This window comes from Gammaproteobacteria bacterium, from assembly GCA_013151035.1.
GTDB lineage: Bacteria > Pseudomonadota > Gammaproteobacteria > JAADJB01 > JAADJB01 > JAADJB01.
In genome coordinates this window covers 14,866-34,180 of sequence record JAADJB010000008.1, presented here as the reverse complement: position 1 = coordinate 34,180, position 19,315 = coordinate 14,866, and the positions used below count along the sequence as shown (strand labels likewise).

The window sequence follows — 19,315 nt, the reverse complement described above, 5'->3', positions numbered from 1 at the left end:
CGAAACAACTTGAAAGGTTCACTTGTTATAAGCCAGATCAATTCATGGCTTGTTAAAAAAACCCTGAAAACCCAATAAAGATTCCAGAGACCTTATAAAAAACAACATTATACGTCACTTATCAATTTATTTCACTCTAACGGCCCGATCAGGAGAGGCACTTATTAATGGCAGCCTGTACCTGATCTATACTCGCCTCAAGGTCAATATCACTGGTATCAATAGTGATGGCATCCTGTGCAGCCAACAAGGGTGCAACAGAACGTTCCGAATCACGTTGATCCCGTTCGGAAATATCCTTGATAAGGCGCGAGAGTTTAGCATCCAATCCTTTCTCTTTCAACTGCTTATAACGTCTTTTAGCACGTTCTTCCGCACTTGCGGTGAGAAAAATCTTGGCGACAGCATCAGGAAACACCACCGTCCCCATGTCACGTCCATCCGCGATCAGGCCGGGGCTGACCCGAAAATCACGCTGACGTTGTAATAGAGCCGCGCGTACCTGGGGGAAAACCGCCACTTTTGATGCCGCCATGCCGCTCTCTTCGGTACGAATTTCCACACCCACATCAACCCCGTTGAGCAGGATATGATCGCCACCTTTAAATGTCACATCCAGATGCAAGGCCAGTTCTGCCAAGGCGGGCTCATCATCCAGTGCCAATGCCGCCTGTCTGGCAGCCAGACCCAACAAACGATACAGCGCACCACTATCCAACATGTGGTAACCCATAGTCGCTGCAATACGGGCACTGATTGCACCCTTGCCAGACCCGCTCGGGCCATCGATTGTAATTACCGGAATTATCATATCTTCACTCATATACAGTTACCTGGTGCGTAGTACGCACCCTACCTTTTCTCGTTCCCATGCTCTGCGTGGGAATGCATACTATTATTGTTTTTCTCGTTCCCACGCTCTGCGTGGGAATGCATACACTGGTGCGTGGTACGCACCCTACCCAAGAGGCATACACCTATCCCGTAGGGTGCGCATTGCGCACCACAACAATTCTATCAGGCATCGCCCAAACTAATTTTCAAACCCATCGCAGCAGCATGCCCCACAAAACCAGGAAAAGAGGTATCCACATTACTACAATCAGTAATTTGTATCGGACCACTGGCACGTAATGCTGCCATCGAAAAAGACATCGCGATACGGTGATCGCCATGACTATCCACCGTAGCAGAACCCAGCTTGCCACCGGTTATTTCTATACCATCCGCTGTCGCCATAGCATCAATACCCAGCGCTACCAGACCATCGGCCATCACCTGAATCCGGTCACTCTCTTTAACCCGCAACTCCTCGGCACCCGTCAACACGGTCTTACCAGTGGCGCAGGCAGCAGCAACAAAGATTGCTGGGAATTCATCAATCGCCAATGGCACCAATGCTACCGGGATATCAATACCATGCAGAACTGCCGAACAGATACGCAGGTCAGCAACCGGTTCCCCACCCACCACACGTTCATTCAACACGCTAATATCCGCCCCCATCAAGCGCAGGATATCAATGACACCCGTGCGCGTAGGATTCATACCCACATGCCGCAAGGTGACATCGGAACCCTCTGCAATGCTTGCCCCAACCATAAAAAACGCCGCTGATGAGATATCCGCTGGCACATCAATCTCGCCTGCTGTCAGTTCACCACCTGACTGCAAACAAGCACGAGCGCCTTCGACCCTGACCTCATAACCCATACCATTCAACATGCGTTCGGTATGATCACGCGTGGGTGCCGGTTCGGTAGTACAGGTTTGACCACGGGCATACAGACCTGCCAATAAAACACAGGATTTTACCTGCGCACTGGCGACAGGTAACTCATAGTCAATCCCACGCAGGGTTTGTCCACCATGTATTTTCAGCGGTGCCTTGCCATCATCACTTTCAATGGATGCGCCCATCTGTTGCAAGGGATTAATCACCCGCATCATTGGACGGCCTGACAGGGAGGCATCACCAGTCAACGTCACATCAAAGGACTGCCCTGCTAGCAGACCACTTAACAAACGCATAGAGGTTCCTGAATTACCCAGATAGAGATCATCCTTCGGCGCAGTTAAACCATTCAGTCCTACACCTTCAATAATGACATCACCTTGTTCATCCGGCCCGCTAATAGTAACACCCATAGCCCGAAAGGCTGCCAGCGTTGCCAGGCTATCCTCACCTTGTAAAAAACCCTTCACCTGCGTTGTACCCTGCGCCAGCGCACCCAACATGATGGAGCGATGGGATATTGATTTATCACCCGGCACCCGCAACTCACCTTGCAGCACGCCTCCAGGTTGTAGCAAAAATTTCACCTTGCTCATTAATCAACACCTCTTTTATTCTGTTTCTGCTTTTTCAGATAATCATCACGGGTCTGCTTTGCCCGTGTAAATAATGCCAGCAGCGCATCTCCGTCTGCATTGGCAATATGTCCTTGCAACTGCTCAAGATCCTGTGAAAAGTGATTCAATACATCCAGCATTGCTGCACCATTAGATAGGCAGATATCACGCCATACCACTGGATCACTTGAGGCTATCCGTGAAAAGTCCTGAAAGCCCCCTGCAGCATAACGAAACACCTCACCGGATGTATCAATATCGGATAAGGTATTCACCAAATTAAAGGCCAGTATATGCGGCATATGACTGGTTGCCGCCAAGATCGTATCATGATGCTCGGCATCCATAATATTGACCTCAGCCCCGGTTTTTTGCCATAACTCACGCACTATATTCACGGCATCTTTATCCGTATCCGGTAGCGGAGTTAACACCACCTGCCGGTCACGAAACAATTCCGGGAATGAGGCATCAACACCACTATGTTCTGTTCCAGCGATAGGATGCCCGGCAACAAAACGACAGGTCAATGCCCCCAATGCTGTAACCGCATCAGCCAACACACTCTGCTTCGAGCTACCCACATCTGTTATAACCACCTGCTCACTGGCATATTGTGCAATATCCAGAAACACTGTTTTCATCGCACCCAAAGGCACAGCAACCAGGATGACATCAACAGCGGATACCGCTTTACCAACATCGGTGTGATAGCGATCAATCACACCCAGATCCAGCGCACGCTGTAGATTGTCTTCACTACGACCACAACCAATAATTTCCAGATCAGGCACCGACAAACGCAGGGCACGGGCAAACGAGCCGCCAATCAAGCCGACACCAATGACACATACGCGCAAGGGTGTCATCTATAACACTCGATTCAGGGATGCAATCAAACGATCATTCTCAAAGTGATTGCCAATGGTAATACGCAAGTGCCTGGGTAAGGCGTAGTTCGCCACTGGCCGAACAATAATGCCTTCATGCAATAGTCGCTCATAAACCTCAGTGCCATCAGTATTCACATCCAGACAAACAAAATTACCCACCGATGGGATCCAGCCAAAACCCATATCAGAAAAGGCACGCGTTAACTGTTGCATACCATTAATATTCATCTGCAGACTTTGTTGTATATGCGCATTATCTTGTAATGCCGTCAGTGCAGCCACCTGTGCCATAGCATTCACATTAAAGGGTTGCCGAACCCGATTAAGTAGATCAGCAATATCTGTATGTGATACAGAATAGCCAATACGCAGACCTGCCAGACCATAGGCCTTGGAAAAGGTACGGGTAACAATCAGGTTGTTATACTCACTCAACCATTGCGTGGTATCAGGGTAATCCTCTTTTTGCACATATTCAAAATAGGCTTCATCCACAACCACCATAATCCGCTCAGGCACCTTGTCCATAAAGGCCTTTAGACTGGATTCATTCAGCCATGTTCCTGTTGGATTATTGGGGTTGGCAATAAAGATGACAGCAGTCTTATCCGTAATAGCGGCAAGAATCGCATCCAGGTCATAGCCATAATCCTTCGCCGGGGTCACCACTGCATCAGCTCCCACCGCCTGGGTTGCAATCGGGTAGACGGCAAAGGCATGCTCTGAAAAAATCGCCTCGGTACCAGGAAACAAGAAGACTCGCGCAACCAATTCCAGCACATCATTAGAACCGTTACCCAGGGTAATCTGATTCATCTCCACGGCATGACGTTGCGCCAGTGCCTGCTTTAACTCAAAGCTGTTACCATCGGGATAACGCGCTTGTTGTGAGATTGCTGACTTCATTGCATCCTGAACCAGCAGACCAGGCCCCAGAGGGTTTTCATTCGATGCCAGTTTAACGGCATCCTGAATATGATACTCGCGCTCTAGTTCAGACAAGGGCTTGCCGGGCTGATAAGGTTTTAAACCAGCAATACCTGGCGCAACTCGCGATGAAACTGTCATGATCAATACGTCCTTAAATCACTGCCAGCGGGTAGGAGCCCAAAATTTTGAGCAAGCTCGCCCTGGCTTTCAGATCCTTTAATGCCGATGCGACCCGTTCATCATTGCGATGACCTTCAATATCAATAAAAAACACGTAGTCCCACATTCCCTGACCGGATGGTCGGGATTCAATGCGTGTCATACTCAGGTTATTTCTGGCAATAGGCTCCAGCAGATTATTCAAGGCGCCGGGTTCATTCTTCAAAGACACCAGTATCGATGTCTTATCCTTGCCACTGGCCGCAATATCCTTGTTACCCAAAATAAGAAAACGCGTGGTATTACTCTGTTCATCTTCAATACTTCGCGACAAGACATCAAGGTCATAGATTAAACTGGCTGATTCGGCTGCAATAGCCGCTGAATCCCTCTTATTAATCACACATCGAGCCGCCTCTGCATTACTCGACATAGGCACCCTCTTGACATCCGGTAAATTCCGATCCAGCCATTGTTGACATTGCGCCAGTGCCTGAGGATGCGCATAGACCTGCTTTAAGCCGACCATATCACCATTGGATAACAGACTATGTTGCACTCTAAGATCAACTTCACCACAAATCCTGAGTGTCGACTGCATAAACATATCGAGGGTATGGTTAATGGTTCCCGCGGTTGAATTCTCAACCGGAACCACACCGTATTGCACATCACCACACTCAACAGCATGAAAGATATCAGGGATTGATGCCAGTGCCTGCGTCTCGACCGAGGAACCAAAGTGCTTCAGTAAAGCCTGCTGGGTATAGGTTCCTTCCGGGCCAAGATAAGCCGTCTTCAACGGATATTCCAGCGCCAGACAGGTCGACATAATCTCCCTGAATAAACGCGTTATCTCGGTACTGGATAAGGGACCACTATTACGTTCATAGACCTGGCGCAACACCTGAGCCTCACGTTCCGGGCGATAAAAATCCTCACTCTCACCCGCTGCCATCTTGACCGCGGCAACCTCCTGGGCACAACGGGCACGATCATTGATCAGCTGTTGAATCTGCTGATCAATCGAATCGATACGAACACGTATCCCTGAAAGTTTTTCTTCACCAGACATGCCGATTAACTTCTCCAGATCACAAAATTCTTACGTTTAACACGCCTTCAATAGCACTTAACTCTGCAACACAGCCATCCGATATGGGAGCATCTACATCGACCAATGTATACGCCAGATCACCACGCGACTTATTCAACATATCAATAATGTTCAAACCGGCATTGGCCAATGCCGTCGATATCTGCCCCAGCATATTCGGCACATTCGCATTCGCAACGGCCAAACGATAACCCTCATTACGCGTCATCTTCATAGCGGGGAAATTAACCGAATTTTTCACATTCCCGTTTTCCAGGAAATCCTTTATCTGGTCAGCCACCATAATAGCGCAGTTCTCTTCCGCCTCACGCGTTGATGCGCCCAGATGTGGCAAGGTAATAACCCGTGGATTATCCTTTAACAGGTTACTCGGGAAGTCACACACATAGGCATAGACCTTACCCGATTCAATCGCTGCACAAACCGCATCATCATCCAGAATACCATTGCGTGAAAAGTTCAACAGCACCACATTATCACGCATACTTTTAAGACGTTCTTCATTAATCAGATTTTTAGTGGCATCAATTAACGGCACATGGAAAGTAACAAAATCAATACGCGTCAACAGATCATCAACACTTGTTGCCTGTTGCACATCCGATGATAACTGCCAGGCACGTTCCACTGTAATATCGGGGTCATAACCAATAACATTCATACCCAGTGCCAACGCTGCATTCGCCACCTTGACACCAATCGCACCCAGACCAATCACACCCAGGGTGCGTCCTGGCAATTCAAAGCCAACAAAGTTTTTCTTGCCTGCCTCAACATTCTTGTTGATCTCGGCATCTTCACCTTGCAGTGAACGGGCAAAATCACGCGACTGACAGATATTTCTTGCCGCCATTAACATCCCCGCTAAAACCAGTTCCTTCACTGCATTGGCATTGGCACCTGGTGCGTTAAAAACAGCAACACCCTTTCCTGTCATTGCTTCAACCGGGATATTATTTACCCCAGCACCCGCACGACCAATGGCCTTTACAGAGGGAGGAAGCTCCATATCGTGCATCTTGAAGGAACGTAATAAAATGCCATCAGGGTGCTGTATCTCAGAGGCAACTTCATAGCTCTCACGCGGCAATTTCTCAAGACCCGCGACCGAGATGTTATTCAAGGTTAATATCTTATACATAGTTTATTTCCAGAAATTATTTATGTTGAGACTTAAAATCAGCCATCAGTGAAATCAAGGCATCAACACCTTCTTCCGGCATCGCATTATAAATACTGGCACGCATACCACCCACCGAACGATGCCCCTTTAATGTCACCAGACCTTTAGCCGCAGCTTGTTCAAGAAAGACCTTATCCAACTCAGCATCCGGCAGAGTAAAAGGCACATTCATCCATGAACGATTTTCTATCGCCACAGGGTTCTGGTAAAAGTCCGAACCATCAATCGCCGCATACAATTTATCCGCCTTACGTTGATTCTGCTCACCCATCGCCTGCAAACCACCATTACGCAATAACCACTGAAAAACCAGCCCGGAAAGATACCAGGAATAAGTGGGCGGCGTGTTATACATCGAATCATTTTTGGCATGAATCGCATAATCAAACATCGCCGGAGTCGATTCCGCTGCACCACCGATCAGGTCTTCCCTGATAATGACAATAGTCAGTCCAGCAGGCCCCACATTCTTCTGCGCACCCGCATAGATCACACCAAAACGAGACACATCAATTGGGCGAGAAAGTATAGTCGAAGACATATCCGCAATCAGCGGCACATCGCCCACATCAGGGATATCAGCAAATTCAACACCACCAATGGTTTCATTCGGGGTGTAATGCACATAGGCCGCATCCGGGTTTAACTGCCATTCAGCGCGTGCCGGCACACTGGAGAAATTGCCCGCCTCACCACTTGCGACAATATTCACATCACAGAAACGCTTTGCCTCAGCAATCGCCTTCTTCGACCACGCACCGGTATTAAAGTAATCTGCGGTAGTCTTACCACGCAACAGGTTGAGTGGAATCATGGCAAACTGACTGCTAGCACCACCTTGCAGGAATAACACCTTATAGTTATCAGGGATCGCCATCAGCTCACACAGATCTTTCTCCGCCTGGCCCGCAATCGACATGAAATCCTTACCACGATGGCTCATTTCCATCACCGACATATGACTGTCTTTCCAGTCAACCAACTCCTTCTGTGCCTGCTCCAGAACTTCCTGCGGCAACATCGCAGGCCCCGCACTAAAATTATAAATCTTCGACATTAATTCACTCTCATTATCAAAAAAAACATTTGGTGCGCAGTGCGCACCCTACCATATATTCATTGGTTCACAATGCAGATATACATCCCAGGTAGGGTGCGTACTACGCACCATCATTTTATTCATCACCCTCATCCATCTCATCTTCCGGCTCAACAATACGCTCCAAACCAACCAACGCCTCATTACTGGACAAAGAGATCAAACGAACCCCCTGCGTATTACGCCCCACCACCGAGACCTCATTAACACGCGTACGCACCAGCGTACCCGCATCCGTTATTAACATAATTTCATCATTGTCATCGGTCAGCACCGCACCGACAACTTCACCATTGCGCTCAGAGACCTGTATCGAGATCACACCCTGACCACCACGTCCATAGGTTGGATAGTTTTCCAGTGCCGTCCGCTTACCATAGCCATTAATGGTTGCTGTCAGCACACAGCCGGCATCAGCAATCACCAGAGAGATCACCTTTTGCCCAGGTTGTAGACGAATACCACGCACACCACAAGCTGTTCGTCCCATCTCACGCACATCGGCTTCCTTAAAGCGAATCGCGCGTCCGGCATCCGAGAACAACATGACATCATTACTACCATCCGTAATCTCGACACCGACTAGTTGATCATCCTCACGCAGATCCAGCGCAATAATCCCCGAAGCACGCGGACGCGAGAAGGCCGTTAATGGGGTCTTTTTAACCGTACCTTGTGCTGTGGCCATAAAGATATAATGATTATCGGTATATTCACGTACTGGCAATACAGCATTAATACGTTCACCGTCTTCCATTGGCAACAGGTTTACAATCGGCTTGCCACGCGCGGCGCGACTGGCCTGCGGTAATTGATAGACCTTGAGCCAGTAAACCTTACCCCGACTGGAAAAGCACAGAATGGTATCATGCGTGCTTGCTACAAACAGCTTGTCGATAAAGTCTTCATCTTTAACATTAGTCGCACTCTTGCCCTTGCCTCCACGACGCTGAGCGGTATATTCGGTTAGCGGCTGTGACTTGGCATAACCGGTATGCGACAAGGTGACGACCATATCTTCTTCGGTAATCAGATCTTCCAGGGTCAGATCCAGATGATCGGTCAACAGCTCGGTGCGACGTTCATCATTGTATTCATCACGGATTTCAACCAGTTCCTCACGGATCACCTGCATCAGACGATCCATGGAACATAGAATGTCAAGTAAATCATTAATAACAACTAGCAATTCCTTGAATTCATTAACAATCTTGTCCTGCTCAAGCCCCGTCAACTGATGCAAACGCAGCTCCAGAATCGCCTTGGTTTGCGCCTCAGTCAGACGATAACCCTGTTCCGACAAACCCAGGGCAGGATCAACGCCTTCTGGCCGCGCGACATCGGCACGTTCCAGCATGCCACTCACCATGCCCGGTTCCCAGACCCTCGTCATTAATTGTTCACGTGCCTCGGGACGTGTCTTGGAGGCCTTGATCAAGGCAATAACTTCATCAATATTGGCCAGCGCAATCGCCAGACCTTCCAGGATATGGGCGCGCTCACGCGCCTTACGCAGATCAAACACCGTGCGCCGTGTTACTACTTCACGGCGATGACGAACAAAGGCCTGTATGATCTGCTTGAGATTCATCAACTGTGGCTGCCCATCGGATAGAGCCACCATATTGATACCAAACACCACCTGCATCTGAGTATGCTTGTAGAGGTTGTTCAATACCACCTCACCCACCTCACCGCGTTTCAGCTCAACCACCATACGCATACCATCCTTATCGGATTCATCACGCAGGTTACTGATACCTTCCAGCCTCTTGTCACGCACCAGCTCGGCAATCTTCTCCAGTAGACGCGCCTTGTTCACCTGATAAGGTAGTTCATCGACAATAATACTAATACGCCCGGTACTGCTCTCCTCAAAGTGACTACGCGCACGAATATGCACCCGTCCACGGCCGGTATGATAGGCCTCATGGATACCACTGACCCCGTTAATGATACCGGCCGTTGGGAAGTCAGGACCCGGCAGATATTCCATCAGCCCCTTAATATCTAACGCTTCATCATCAATCAGTGCCAGGCAGGCATCAATAACCTCACCCAGATTATGCGGTGGAATATTGGTTGCCATACCAACCGCAATACCGGTCGATCCATTAATCAATAGATTAGGTAAACGAGTGGGAAAGACTGAGGGTTCACTCTCGGACTCATCGTAGTTAGGGATAAAATCAACGGTCTCTTTATCCAGATCCGCCATCAATTCATGGGCAATCTTCGCCATACGCACTTCGGTATAACGCATCGCAGCCGGGGCATCCCCATCGACGGAACCAAAGTTACCCTGACCATCCACCAGCATATAACGTAAAGAGAAGGGCTGTGCCATACGCACAATAGTGTCATAGACCGCAGTATCACCATGTGGATGATATTTACCAATCACGTCACCAACGACACGGGCTGATTTCTTATACGACTTATTCCAGTCATTACCCAGTACATTCATCGCATAGAGTACGCGCCGGTGAACAGGTTTAAGACCATCGCGCACATCCGGCAAGGCGCGCCCGACGATCACACTCATGGCGTAATCGAGATAGGATTGCTTCATCTCATCTTCGAGATTAACGGATTGTAATTCTTTTGCTAATTCAGTCATTTAGAATGTTTTTCTCGTTATTTATCGGAGCCCCTGCACAACCCCCTTATCATACCAGAAAGACACGAGAAAATAAGACTTAAATACGGATACAACAGACTGAATACAATGAAATCGAGAGCTGACCACCCTTATCGACATTAAGGTTCACTACATCACATTGATACCAACGACACCCACATCAAAACCACCAAAGTCATCTGTCACGGTATATTCGAAATTATCAACACCCAAAAAGCCTGGTGGAGGCATATAAGCAAAGGTTCCATCACCATTATCAACAACAGTCCCACCCTGCGCACTTGTCGTCTGGTAATTACTGACACTAAGCACATCATCATCAACATCCGTGTCATTCAACAAGACATTCCCGGTAACGAGAATAATATCTTGACCCGTTACCTCGGCATCATCAACGGCAACCGGTGCCGTACCCATAGCCTGTATCGGTGCGTAGGCATTAACAAACTCCCAAGCCAGAATGTCATGATTATTAGTAGCCGCTGCACTGCCTGAGGTAAAACCAATATAGGCATCAGAGACACCGAGGGTTGTTACCAGATCAATCGTTGCTGAAACCATCGCCAGCGCAGGACGCACCCCATCGGCTGAAATACGCACCTCCAGATTCTGGCTGGAGCCCTGATAATCCACCCAGGCAAAGAACGTATCACCGTCATTGAAACGATCAGGATACGGTGCCAATGCAATGGAGGACAGATTACCATTGGTGTTAATACCAACGTGGTTACCACTATTGCCATCCCCACCGCCATTATTGTAGGTATCAATCTCAACACCAACACTATTATTAATACCCGAATAGCCTATACCTCCGCCTAAACCACCGACACTATCTGCCGCCGTCTGCACGACAAATACCAGACCATCGGCACCCTGTCCATCACTGTCAGAGATACCTGCCGGATTACTGATACGGAATTTGAAGAAACTACTGAATGAGGCATTAAAGCCACTATTATCCTGTAGCGGAATAGTCTGGTTAAGGAATACACTGCCCCCGCCTCCAATACCCGTTGCTGTCAAACGTAGAACCGACTCACCCGCAACCGGATTCAAGGTGGATGCCTGACCATTAAGAGTAAAGGCCGACAGGTCCGAGAAATTGAAATACTGGATAGAGGTAATCCAGTCTGCCGAAATACTAACTAGCCCTGTATCAACGCCACCCTGACCATCACTGACCATATAGGTAAAGCTATCGGTCGTCAGTGCGCCGGTAGGGGTATAAACAAAGCTACCATCAATGTTAAGCACCAGTGTGCCATTGGCAGGCAAGGTATCAACCATTACTGTCATGGCATCGAAATCACTATCACTATCATTCGACAGGACACCGCTATTGGCGACCACCATAAGCGCTGTATCACCAATGGAAAAGGTATAACTGTCATCAACAGCTAACGGCCTGTCATTAACCGAACCCACATTAACCGTCACTGTTACCGATACTGATTCAACCCCATCCGACACCGTATAAGCAAAGAAATCAATCCCGTTAAAACCAGGCGCAGGTGTATAGTTAAAGCTACCATCGTTATTATCAATAACGCTGCCACCCTCTGCACTATTAGCATCGACTGAAATAACAGAAGGTAGATCACCATCGGCATCGGTAAAATAACCCAATACATCAATAGTGGTCGCGCTGACATCTTCCCAGGCATGCAACGACACACCATCAGCCACACGCAAAGGCACTGTGGAGATCAATGAGCGACCAGTACCCAATTGCCCATTATTATCATAACCCCATGTAGCGACTGTTCCATCAGTACGCAACATCATGGAATGATAATAACCCGCGGCAATAGCAATGACATTACCCGCGTTTTGCATCTGAACCGGTGTGGAAGAATTGAACGTATCACCATTACCCAGCTGTCCATTATCATTCCAACCCCAGGACCATAACGTGCCATCATTCCTGATTGCCAGTGAATGATAATCCCCAGCAGAAAAATCAGCCACATTCGTCAAGATAGAAACGGGTGTAGCCAAATCCGATAGAGAACCATTACCCACCTGCCCCCTATCATTTCGACCCCACACCCAGAGACTATCATCATCCTTCAGGGCAAAACCATGATAACCACCACCCGCAATAGCAGTGATAGCACTGAGCCCGGATACTTGCACTGGCACAGCGCTATCCACAAAACTATTATCACCCAGTTGGCCATTAGTGTTTCGACCCCAGGCCCAGACGGTACCATCATTCCGCAGCGCAAATGAATGATAACCACCCGCTGCAATAGCAATAACACCACTTAAACCACCCACCTGTACCGGTGTATGTCGATGTGTATTCGACCCATCACCCAGCTGACCATCACTGTTTCTGCCCCAGGACTGGACGCTGCCATCAGACATCAAGGCAAGCACGTGATAACGACCAGCGGATATATCGGACACATCACTCAATGACGACACTTGTACCGGCACTGAGGAATCATTGGTTGTGCCATCCCCTAATCGACCATAGCCATTACTGCCCCATGACCACACCGTGCCGTCTTCCTTCAAGGCCACACTAAACCCAATACCCAATGTAACTTGACGTACAGATTTAAGCCCTGCCACCGGCACTGGCACACTGACATCAACAGTTGCAGCATTACCCAACTCGCCATCATCGCCATCACCCCACGACCACACACGACCATCGTCTAAAATAGCCGCAGAATGCTTACGTCCAGCGGTAATAGCCAACACAGACCTTATCTCACTCATTGTTCGAGGGGTCGTCAGAACCAGGTCGGCACCATCGCCCAATTGACCATAACCATTACGTCCCCATGCCCATAGCGTGTTATCAGAAGCACGTGCCAACGAATGTTTATAACCGGCAGAAACCGCGGTAATATCCGATAGAGATGTCATCAAAACAGGGCTTGTTGAACCACTCGTTGTGTTACCCCCTAACTGACCTTCAAGGTTCCTGCCCCAACTCCAGACCGTACCATCAGATCGGGAAACAAGGGTGTGGTAACGACCGGCAGCCATACTATCGACCCCTGTTAGACCTGCAATTTGAACTGGTATGGCGGAATCAGTCATCGTGCCATCACCCAATTGGCCATAAAGATTCCAGCCCCACAGCCACAGCGTACCATCGGATTTCATCGCAATATTATGACTGCCACCCGACGCAATACTAACAACACCCGTCAAACCACTCACCTGAACCGGTATAGTCCTCTGAGTATCACTACCATCACCCAGTTGGCCATAATTATTTCTACCCCACGCCCAGACGGTGCCATCACCCTTGAGTGCAAGGGCGTGGTAACGACCCGCACTAATCGCAATAATATTGCTTAAGCCAACAGCTTGCTGAGGTATCTCTGTGCTAGTGGTTGAATCGTTCCCCAACTGACCATAACTGTTTCTACCCCAACTCCAGACGGTACCATCCGTTTTCAATGCGACCGTGTACTGACGACCAGCAGCAACCGCATCAACCGCTGTTAGTCCGACAAGCTGCGAAGGTATGCTCGATTCATGTTCAGCAGAGTCCTTTCCCAGTTGACCATTATTATTATGCCCCCAAAGCCAGACTGTTCGATCACTCCGTAAGGCCACAGAGTGAAAGTCACCCGCAGCCAGATCGATAATATTACTCAGCCCCAGTGCCTGAACAGGCGTGGAGCCGCCACCAAAATCACCATTACCCAGTTGACCATAATTATTGCCCCCCCACGCCCAAACCGTACCATCACTCCTCAGTGCCAGCGTATGATTTTCACCGCCAGAAAAGTGCTCATAGATCTGTGATTGATAAACAGGCGGCACATTATTTGTTGTCACCGTTAGATCAAAAGCAGGTAGAGAATCGGTTAAACCCTCATTATCGGTTACAGTGATTACAATATTCAGAGTAACCCCAGCATCATCTCTCGCCGGTATACCACTCAACTCACCTGTTATTGTGTTAAAACTTGCCCAGGCAGGTTGATTAGTGAGACTAAAGACCAGGATATCACCCGCATCAACGTCATTAGCTGTTGGCATAAAACTGTAGGTACTATTCTCCTCCACAGTGATAACCGGAGCACCACTAATAACAGGCGCATCATTGACGGCCAACACATCGAAGCCGAACACCCCTGCTATAGATCCACCAAAGTCATCACTAATAGTAAACGCAAAACTATCACTACCGTTGTAATTTGCAGCGGGTGTGTAATTCAGCGTACCATCCAGATTTTGGGTAACAACTCCACCCCAGTTTGAAACAGTATCAAAGGCAGTGACACTGATGTTATCACCATCAGGGTCTTGAGCATCAGTCTCGCTGACAACATCGATATTACTTATTGCTGTATCTTCATTGGTTTCAAGACTTGCTAGCGAATAAACGTCCGGGGCACTATTCGGTGGCGTAGCGGCTGTAATGTGTATGAGTGCTATCCCGCTAATCGGTGTCTGTGCAGCATAATCTACCACCGTATAACTAAACTGAGTATCACCTGACTGGTCTCGTGGTGCCTCATAGTGCAATGCACCACCCACGATAGACACCGCGCCTAGTAATGGCTGTATTACCGAAATAACCGTAAAGGTATCACCCTCATCATCATCATCGACATCAGGACTAAATGTTTGCGTGGCCCCTTGAGCAAGCGTAATCTCGGCACGGGTCGATGTCGGGTTATTGTTAGTATGTACAAAATTTGGATAGCCATTATTTGAATTCTGCGATGCATCCTCATTCGCATCATCAACACCATCACCATCCGAGTCTGTATCAATACCGTTAGGTATACCGTCCAGATCAACATCAGGGATATACTGACCTTCAGTGACTGAACCCGTTCGAGTATCAATAACCACAAACAGGTTTTCATAGGTATCACAAATACCATCGCCCACAACAGCATTAGTGATCGGGTCAATATCTTCATCAACACAGGGCAATGAAGGCGTATCCATTTGCTGGATCATCGAGTCGTTTATATTCACACGAAGTGACATATTGAGATTACCCGAAAAATCGGCACTATCAAGCCCTGCCGTGTAGCTCGCCTCAGTCTGAAAAAACCGGACTAACTCACCATCCACCGTCTGGAAGGCCTTAACGACATATCTCAACGCCACATCTGCCGGCACACTAATACGGGTACTCGTATCCAGCAACAACAAGGCATCATTGCCCTCAGCAGCGACAAGCGCACCAAAAGTGCCCTTATTATATCTCTCGTTAATTTGACCCGTTATATTATTGTCACCCTCCCATATTTCCAGAGTGATCCGTGATAGATAACTATATTCCGTCAACAATGAGGCGGCATAAGCCTGAGTGATGATTTGATTAAGAAGCCATTGCCCCGAATTAACCGACACAACATTTTGAGAGCTGCCAATATTGATCGTTACACTGGCATTGTTGCCATTAGATGACGCTGAACCGCCACCACAACCCGATAGCAGAGATAATAAAAAGACAAGGAGCAGCGCTATAAAAGCTTTCGGTGTTGCTTTCTGTAATAAAAAACGAGACATCCTTTATCCACCTGATTGATTAAAATTTTCTCACGGTTTTATAGTCAACATTGCACGAAATTTCATAATACCACAGTTCCAACCCGTTACTTTTTTAACTCTTCGCGAACAATGTAAAGCAATACAATCGGCAGTATCAGTTGGAACCACGGAAGCCCCCCAACAGCCCAGGAAATGAGCCCGGCAGAATCCGCCTGATAAAAATCATACCCGACAGGGGCAAACACAAATACCACCGTAGGAACCCACATAAAAAAGTAATATGAAAATGGCGGACTACCTAATGCCTTTCTCGCCAAGCGATAAAAGAATATATAGGCCAACGAAGCAAAGAACCCAATAATCGAGGATGATAAATCACCCATAAAGTTATACAGGTAATTTCCCGCGATAAACAGGATAACCACATCCACCAATCTTCTTGTTGTATTTATTTGCATTATATTATTCTGCTGATGCTACTGCCAAAACCTACCAGTCCTGGTTTCTAGTATCTTCAATTCACCATTTTCCAAACCAACCACCTCAATAATCTCAGAGAGTCATTGCCACCAGATGCATAAGTATCCGATAGATTTTTCTCAAGCAGAAAGTTGAATCGATGTGCCTTACCGCGATTCAGTAACATGGAAGCACGATAGGTATTGTTACGTGTTCGTTTTTGACGTAACGAGGTCGACACAACGAGGCTCTTGCGATCAAATAGACGAGTGCGTTTAAGGCCGAATGAACCGAGCTGATTCTTTGTCGTGCCACTGGCATTCCTGCCATCCAGATTATTCGAGTAATAATCATAGCTACCCGTCAACTTCCAACGCCTGGCAATTTTTTTGCTGACTTTGATATAGACCCATTTGACGATCCGGTGTTGCGCTCCCTGCCAAGGCTTTAAAATCAGTACTAACACGTTCCAGTTTGGCATTAATCCGGGTGCCTTTGAAATAAGTACGTAGCGTTATGCGATTAGCCTGCCCCGATTTGTGGGTTTTAGCAATACCCTTAGCCGTTGTAGAATAAGGTGGTCTTATAAGTCAAATCACTCTCTTGTAGATAATGCGCACCCTCATCGTAGAAACTTTTTCCCTTACCTGGCCCACTAAGATCATAGTTAACAAAATCAGTTCGATTATCCAGACGAAAAACTTCTTCTGCCGAGTAACTATTAGTGGCAATTAGTGACAAGACTGCAATGGAAGCAAGGCCGTGACGGTGCCGTTCAAGGTGATACCAGGGCATAATCAATCTCTCTATAACTCAAATTCCAGGATTCATATTTCAACTCAATTTTCAGAGTTCAAAATCAATGCAAAATATAGCATAAGTCACTGATAAAGGTGAGCATTCACTCTCATGAAAATATTCCATATTACTTCCTAACCTTAAAGTCTGACAACTATTGATCGGGTGCTGGATAGCTGGCACACTCTACATAATAGTACGTTCTAACCAATAGCCTGCTTTTCTACTATTATGCATAATGAGTCCATAGCCGGATGATCTTTATAACCTTTTCTTCTTCATAAACCAAAACAGCATTACCTCTTTTCCCTGTAATCACTATAGGCTGATGCGTTTTTAAGGTAGGTTAGCCCGTCACAGATTGGGCTACCTATCGTATTCTTTATTTGTTAGGCATCTATTCGTTCCGTCATCGCTTATATTTATTTTTTCGATTCGCCCATAGATCGACATTCATTCCCGAGCGCTGCCCAGCCGACTGCTCTCGTGCAGTTGACTTATTTGCACGCTTTTCGCGCAACCGTTCAGCATCTTCTAAACTCAGTTCTTTAGGATCACCCGGCGCTTGGTCTTCTGGAATAACCCTCCCCCTTGGAGGCAATGAAAACTGTTCAGAAGATGCTCCAGGTAAGTTTTTAAACTCATACAAATAGAAGACTTCAACTTTTTCACGCGCCCAATCCGTTTTTTTTAAAAACTTAACACTGGAATCAATGCTTGGATTGGTCTTAAAACAATTGATATTTAAATAGGCAAAGAGTATCTCAAAATCATACTGATCTACTATTTCAATCAACAAGCTTTTTAAACTAACACCGTGTAAGGGGTTGTTCTTGTAATTGATCTCATTGCTCATACTAATGTCAACTCAAAGGGAGTGAATAGCGATAAATTATACCCGTAAAAACATAGATAAGATGTAGCACTACAATATCAAGGTTAGAATAGTACAATAAGCCCTTATAAACAAATGGTTATTGGGATGGCTTCAAACCCCACATAGCTACCATCACGGCAATGCCACTGGTCAATGCTGCCAATACATACATCCATTGTGCGCCTATGCCTGACCAGAGATAACCACTCAATAGACTACCGATAGCACCACCAGCACCAAAACTGACACTGCTATACAAGGCCTGACCACGACCTTGTAGTCGACCCACAAACATCTTATGGATAAGATCAATCGCTACGGCATGATAGATACCAAAGCTAGCAGCATGGAGTGTCTGGGAAAAGATAATTACGGCGACATAATCAGGGAAAAAGGCGGTCAACAACCAGCGCAAGGTGGTTAATAACAGGCTGGCAATCATCAGATAACGCGCACCGAAACGGGGTATCCAGCGGTGCATCACCATAAACACAATCACCTCGGCAATGACACCTAATGCCCACAACTGACCAATAGCGGTATGGGAATAACCATGCTCTTCCATATAGATAGAGAAAAAGGTGTAATAAGGACCATGACTCATCTGCATCAGGAAACAGATTAATAATAATGCCAATACCTCTGGTTTGCGTAACACCCAATGGAAACGCTCATTATTATTGGCATGGGATTGTGGCTGCCGTCCTTCAGGCACTAATAGGCTAAACACCCAGATCAGAAAAAATAACAATAACGATACCGGTAGTAGCAGACGCACACCATACACATCCAACATCGGGCCAATCATTGCTACGGTAACGACAAAACCAATCGATCCCCACAAACGGATCGAACTGTAACGATGGGTGGATTCACCCAGGTGATTCATCGTCGTCACTTCAAACTGAGGCAGTGCGGCATTCCAGAAGAAGCTGAAAGTCACCATAACAACGGCTAACCAAAGATAGCTTTCAGTAAAAAAGACACCCGCAAAACTAATCGCAGCCAGTAACGAGGTCAGGCGAATAATACGCATACCCTGATTGGTATGATCCGCAATCCACCCCCACAGATTCGGCGCCACCAGTTTGGTCGCCATAATAATCGCGACCAGCTCACCAATCTCGGCGGCATTAAAACCCAGATCCTTGAGATAGATGCTCCAATAGGGTATCAGCGCACCAATGGTCGCAAAATAGACAAAGTAGAAACCGGATAGACGCCAATAAGGAATAGCTACGGGGGAGGACTTACTCATTCTTACCACTATCTCGCCAAATCATAAGCTTTCAGTTAGCCACAAGAGGTACGAGTTGTTGA

14 protein-coding genes are annotated in these 19,315 nt (G+C 47.3%); all 14 read right to left on the bottom strand.

Features of this window, described 5'->3' with window-relative positions:
* Positions 1 to 148 precede the first annotated feature (148 nt).
* Positions 149 to 811 (bottom strand): (d)CMP kinase, encoded by a 663-nt coding sequence (locus GXP22_00850; GenBank protein NOX08034.1) that lies wholly within the window; start codon positions 809 to 811, stop codon positions 149 to 151.
* 206 nt (positions 812 to 1,017) lie between these two features.
* On the bottom strand, positions 1,018 to 2,331 hold the full coding sequence (gene aroA, locus GXP22_00845) for a 3-phosphoshikimate 1-carboxyvinyltransferase (GenBank protein NOX08033.1): 1,314 nt from the start codon (positions 2,329 to 2,331) through the stop codon (positions 1,018 to 1,020).
* A complete protein-coding gene (locus tag GXP22_00840) occupies positions 2,331 to 3,221 on the bottom strand; it encodes a prephenate dehydrogenase/arogenate dehydrogenase family protein (GenBank protein ID NOX08032.1) in 891 nt (296 codons plus the stop codon). Before GXP22_00840 ends, aroA begins: the two co-directional genes overlap by 1 nt.
* Positions 3,222 to 4,313: a histidinol-phosphate transaminase gene (locus tag GXP22_00835; GenBank protein ID NOX08031.1), complete on the bottom strand. Its 1,092-nt coding sequence runs from the start codon at positions 4,311 to 4,313 to the stop codon at positions 3,222 to 3,224.
* A gap of 13 nt (positions 4,314 to 4,326) precedes the next feature.
* Positions 4,327 to 5,427: a prephenate dehydratase gene (pheA, locus tag GXP22_00830; GenBank protein NOX08030.1), complete on the bottom strand. Its 1,101-nt coding sequence runs from the start codon at positions 5,425 to 5,427 to the stop codon at positions 4,327 to 4,329.
* Position 5,428: 1 nt separating this feature from the next.
* The gene (locus GXP22_00825; GenBank protein ID NOX08029.1) at positions 5,429 to 6,592 is read right to left on the bottom strand and encodes a phosphoglycerate dehydrogenase; all 1,164 of its coding nucleotides are present in this window, start codon (positions 6,590 to 6,592) and stop codon (positions 5,429 to 5,431) included.
* 16 nt (positions 6,593 to 6,608) lie between these two features.
* The gene (gene serC / locus GXP22_00820; protein ID NOX08028.1) at positions 6,609 to 7,691 is read right to left on the bottom strand and encodes a 3-phosphoserine/phosphohydroxythreonine transaminase; all 1,083 of its coding nucleotides are present in this window, start codon (positions 7,689 to 7,691) and stop codon (positions 6,609 to 6,611) included.
* A 118-nt stretch (positions 7,692 to 7,809) separates the two neighbouring features.
* Positions 7,810 to 10,353 (bottom strand): DNA gyrase subunit A, encoded by a 2,544-nt coding sequence (gene gyrA / locus GXP22_00815; protein ID NOX08027.1) that lies wholly within the window; start codon positions 10,351 to 10,353, stop codon positions 7,810 to 7,812.
* 150 nt (positions 10,354 to 10,503) lie between these two features.
* The gene (locus tag GXP22_00810) at positions 10,504 to 15,879 is read right to left on the bottom strand and encodes a tandem-95 repeat protein (protein NOX08026.1); all 5,376 of its coding nucleotides are present in this window, start codon (positions 15,877 to 15,879) and stop codon (positions 10,504 to 10,506) included.
* 86 nt (positions 15,880 to 15,965) lie between these two features.
* Positions 15,966 to 16,319, bottom strand: a complete 354-nt coding sequence (locus GXP22_00805) for a hypothetical protein (GenBank protein ID NOX08025.1) — start codon at positions 16,317 to 16,319, stop codon at positions 15,966 to 15,968.
* A 56-nt stretch (positions 16,320 to 16,375) separates the two neighbouring features.
* Positions 16,376 to 16,801 carry a hypothetical protein gene (locus tag GXP22_00800; protein ID NOX08024.1) on the bottom strand — a complete coding sequence of 142 codons (426 nt, stop codon included), beginning with the start codon at positions 16,799 to 16,801 and terminating at the stop codon, positions 16,376 to 16,378.
* A 77-nt stretch (positions 16,802 to 16,878) separates the two neighbouring features.
* Positions 16,879 to 17,115 carry a hypothetical protein gene (locus tag GXP22_00795; protein NOX08023.1) on the bottom strand — a complete coding sequence of 79 codons (237 nt, stop codon included), beginning with the start codon at positions 17,113 to 17,115 and terminating at the stop codon, positions 16,879 to 16,881.
* Positions 17,116 to 17,527: 412 nt separating this feature from the next.
* Complete coding sequence (locus GXP22_00790) at positions 17,528 to 17,974, bottom strand: DUF2132 domain-containing protein (GenBank protein NOX08022.1); 447 nt, start codon at positions 17,972 to 17,974, stop codon at positions 17,528 to 17,530.
* A gap of 118 nt (positions 17,975 to 18,092) precedes the next feature.
* Positions 18,093 to 19,229 (bottom strand): MFS transporter, encoded by a 1,137-nt coding sequence (locus tag GXP22_00785; protein NOX08021.1) that lies wholly within the window; start codon positions 19,227 to 19,229, stop codon positions 18,093 to 18,095.
* Positions 19,230 to 19,315: the final 86 nt, after the last annotated feature.

What these genes read in the sequence shown, in the direction of transcription:
- GXP22_00840 (NOX08032.1), bottom strand. Translation starts at nt 3,221, where the DNA reads ATGACACCCTTGCGCGTATGTGTCATTGGTGTCGGCTTGATTGGCGGC.
- GXP22_00800 (NOX08024.1), bottom strand. Translation starts at nt 16,801, where the DNA reads ATGCCAAACTGGAACGTGTTAGTACTGATTTTAAAGCCTTGGCAGGGA.
- gyrA (NOX08027.1), bottom strand. Translation starts at nt 10,353, where the DNA reads ATGACTGAATTAGCAAAAGAATTACAATCCGTTAATCTCGAAGATGAG.
- serC (NOX08028.1), bottom strand. Translation starts at nt 7,691, where the DNA reads ATGTCGAAGATTTATAATTTTAGTGCGGGGCCTGCGATGTTGCCGCAG.
- aroA (NOX08033.1), bottom strand. Translation starts at nt 2,331, where the DNA reads ATGAGCAAGGTGAAATTTTTGCTACAACCTGGAGGCGTGCTGCAAGGT.
- GXP22_00825 (NOX08029.1), bottom strand. Translation starts at nt 6,592, where the DNA reads ATGTATAAGATATTAACCTTGAATAACATCTCGGTCGCGGGTCTTGAG.
- GXP22_00850 (NOX08034.1), bottom strand. Translation starts at nt 811, where the DNA reads ATGATAATTCCGGTAATTACAATCGATGGCCCGAGCGGGTCTGGCAAG.
- GXP22_00835 (NOX08031.1), bottom strand. Translation starts at nt 4,313, where the DNA reads ATGACAGTTTCATCGCGAGTTGCGCCAGGTATTGCTGGTTTAAAACCT.
- GXP22_00795 (NOX08023.1), bottom strand. Translation starts at nt 17,115, where the DNA reads ATGCCCTGGTATCACCTTGAACGGCACCGTCACGGCCTTGCTTCCATT.
- GXP22_00790 (NOX08022.1), bottom strand. Translation starts at nt 17,974, where the DNA reads ATGAGCAATGAGATCAATTACAAGAACAACCCCTTACACGGTGTTAGT.
- GXP22_00805 (NOX08025.1), bottom strand. Translation starts at nt 16,319, where the DNA reads ATGCAAATAAATACAACAAGAAGATTGGTGGATGTGGTTATCCTGTTT.
- GXP22_00810 (NOX08026.1), bottom strand. Translation starts at nt 15,879, where the DNA reads ATGTCTCGTTTTTTATTACAGAAAGCAACACCGAAAGCTTTTATAGCG.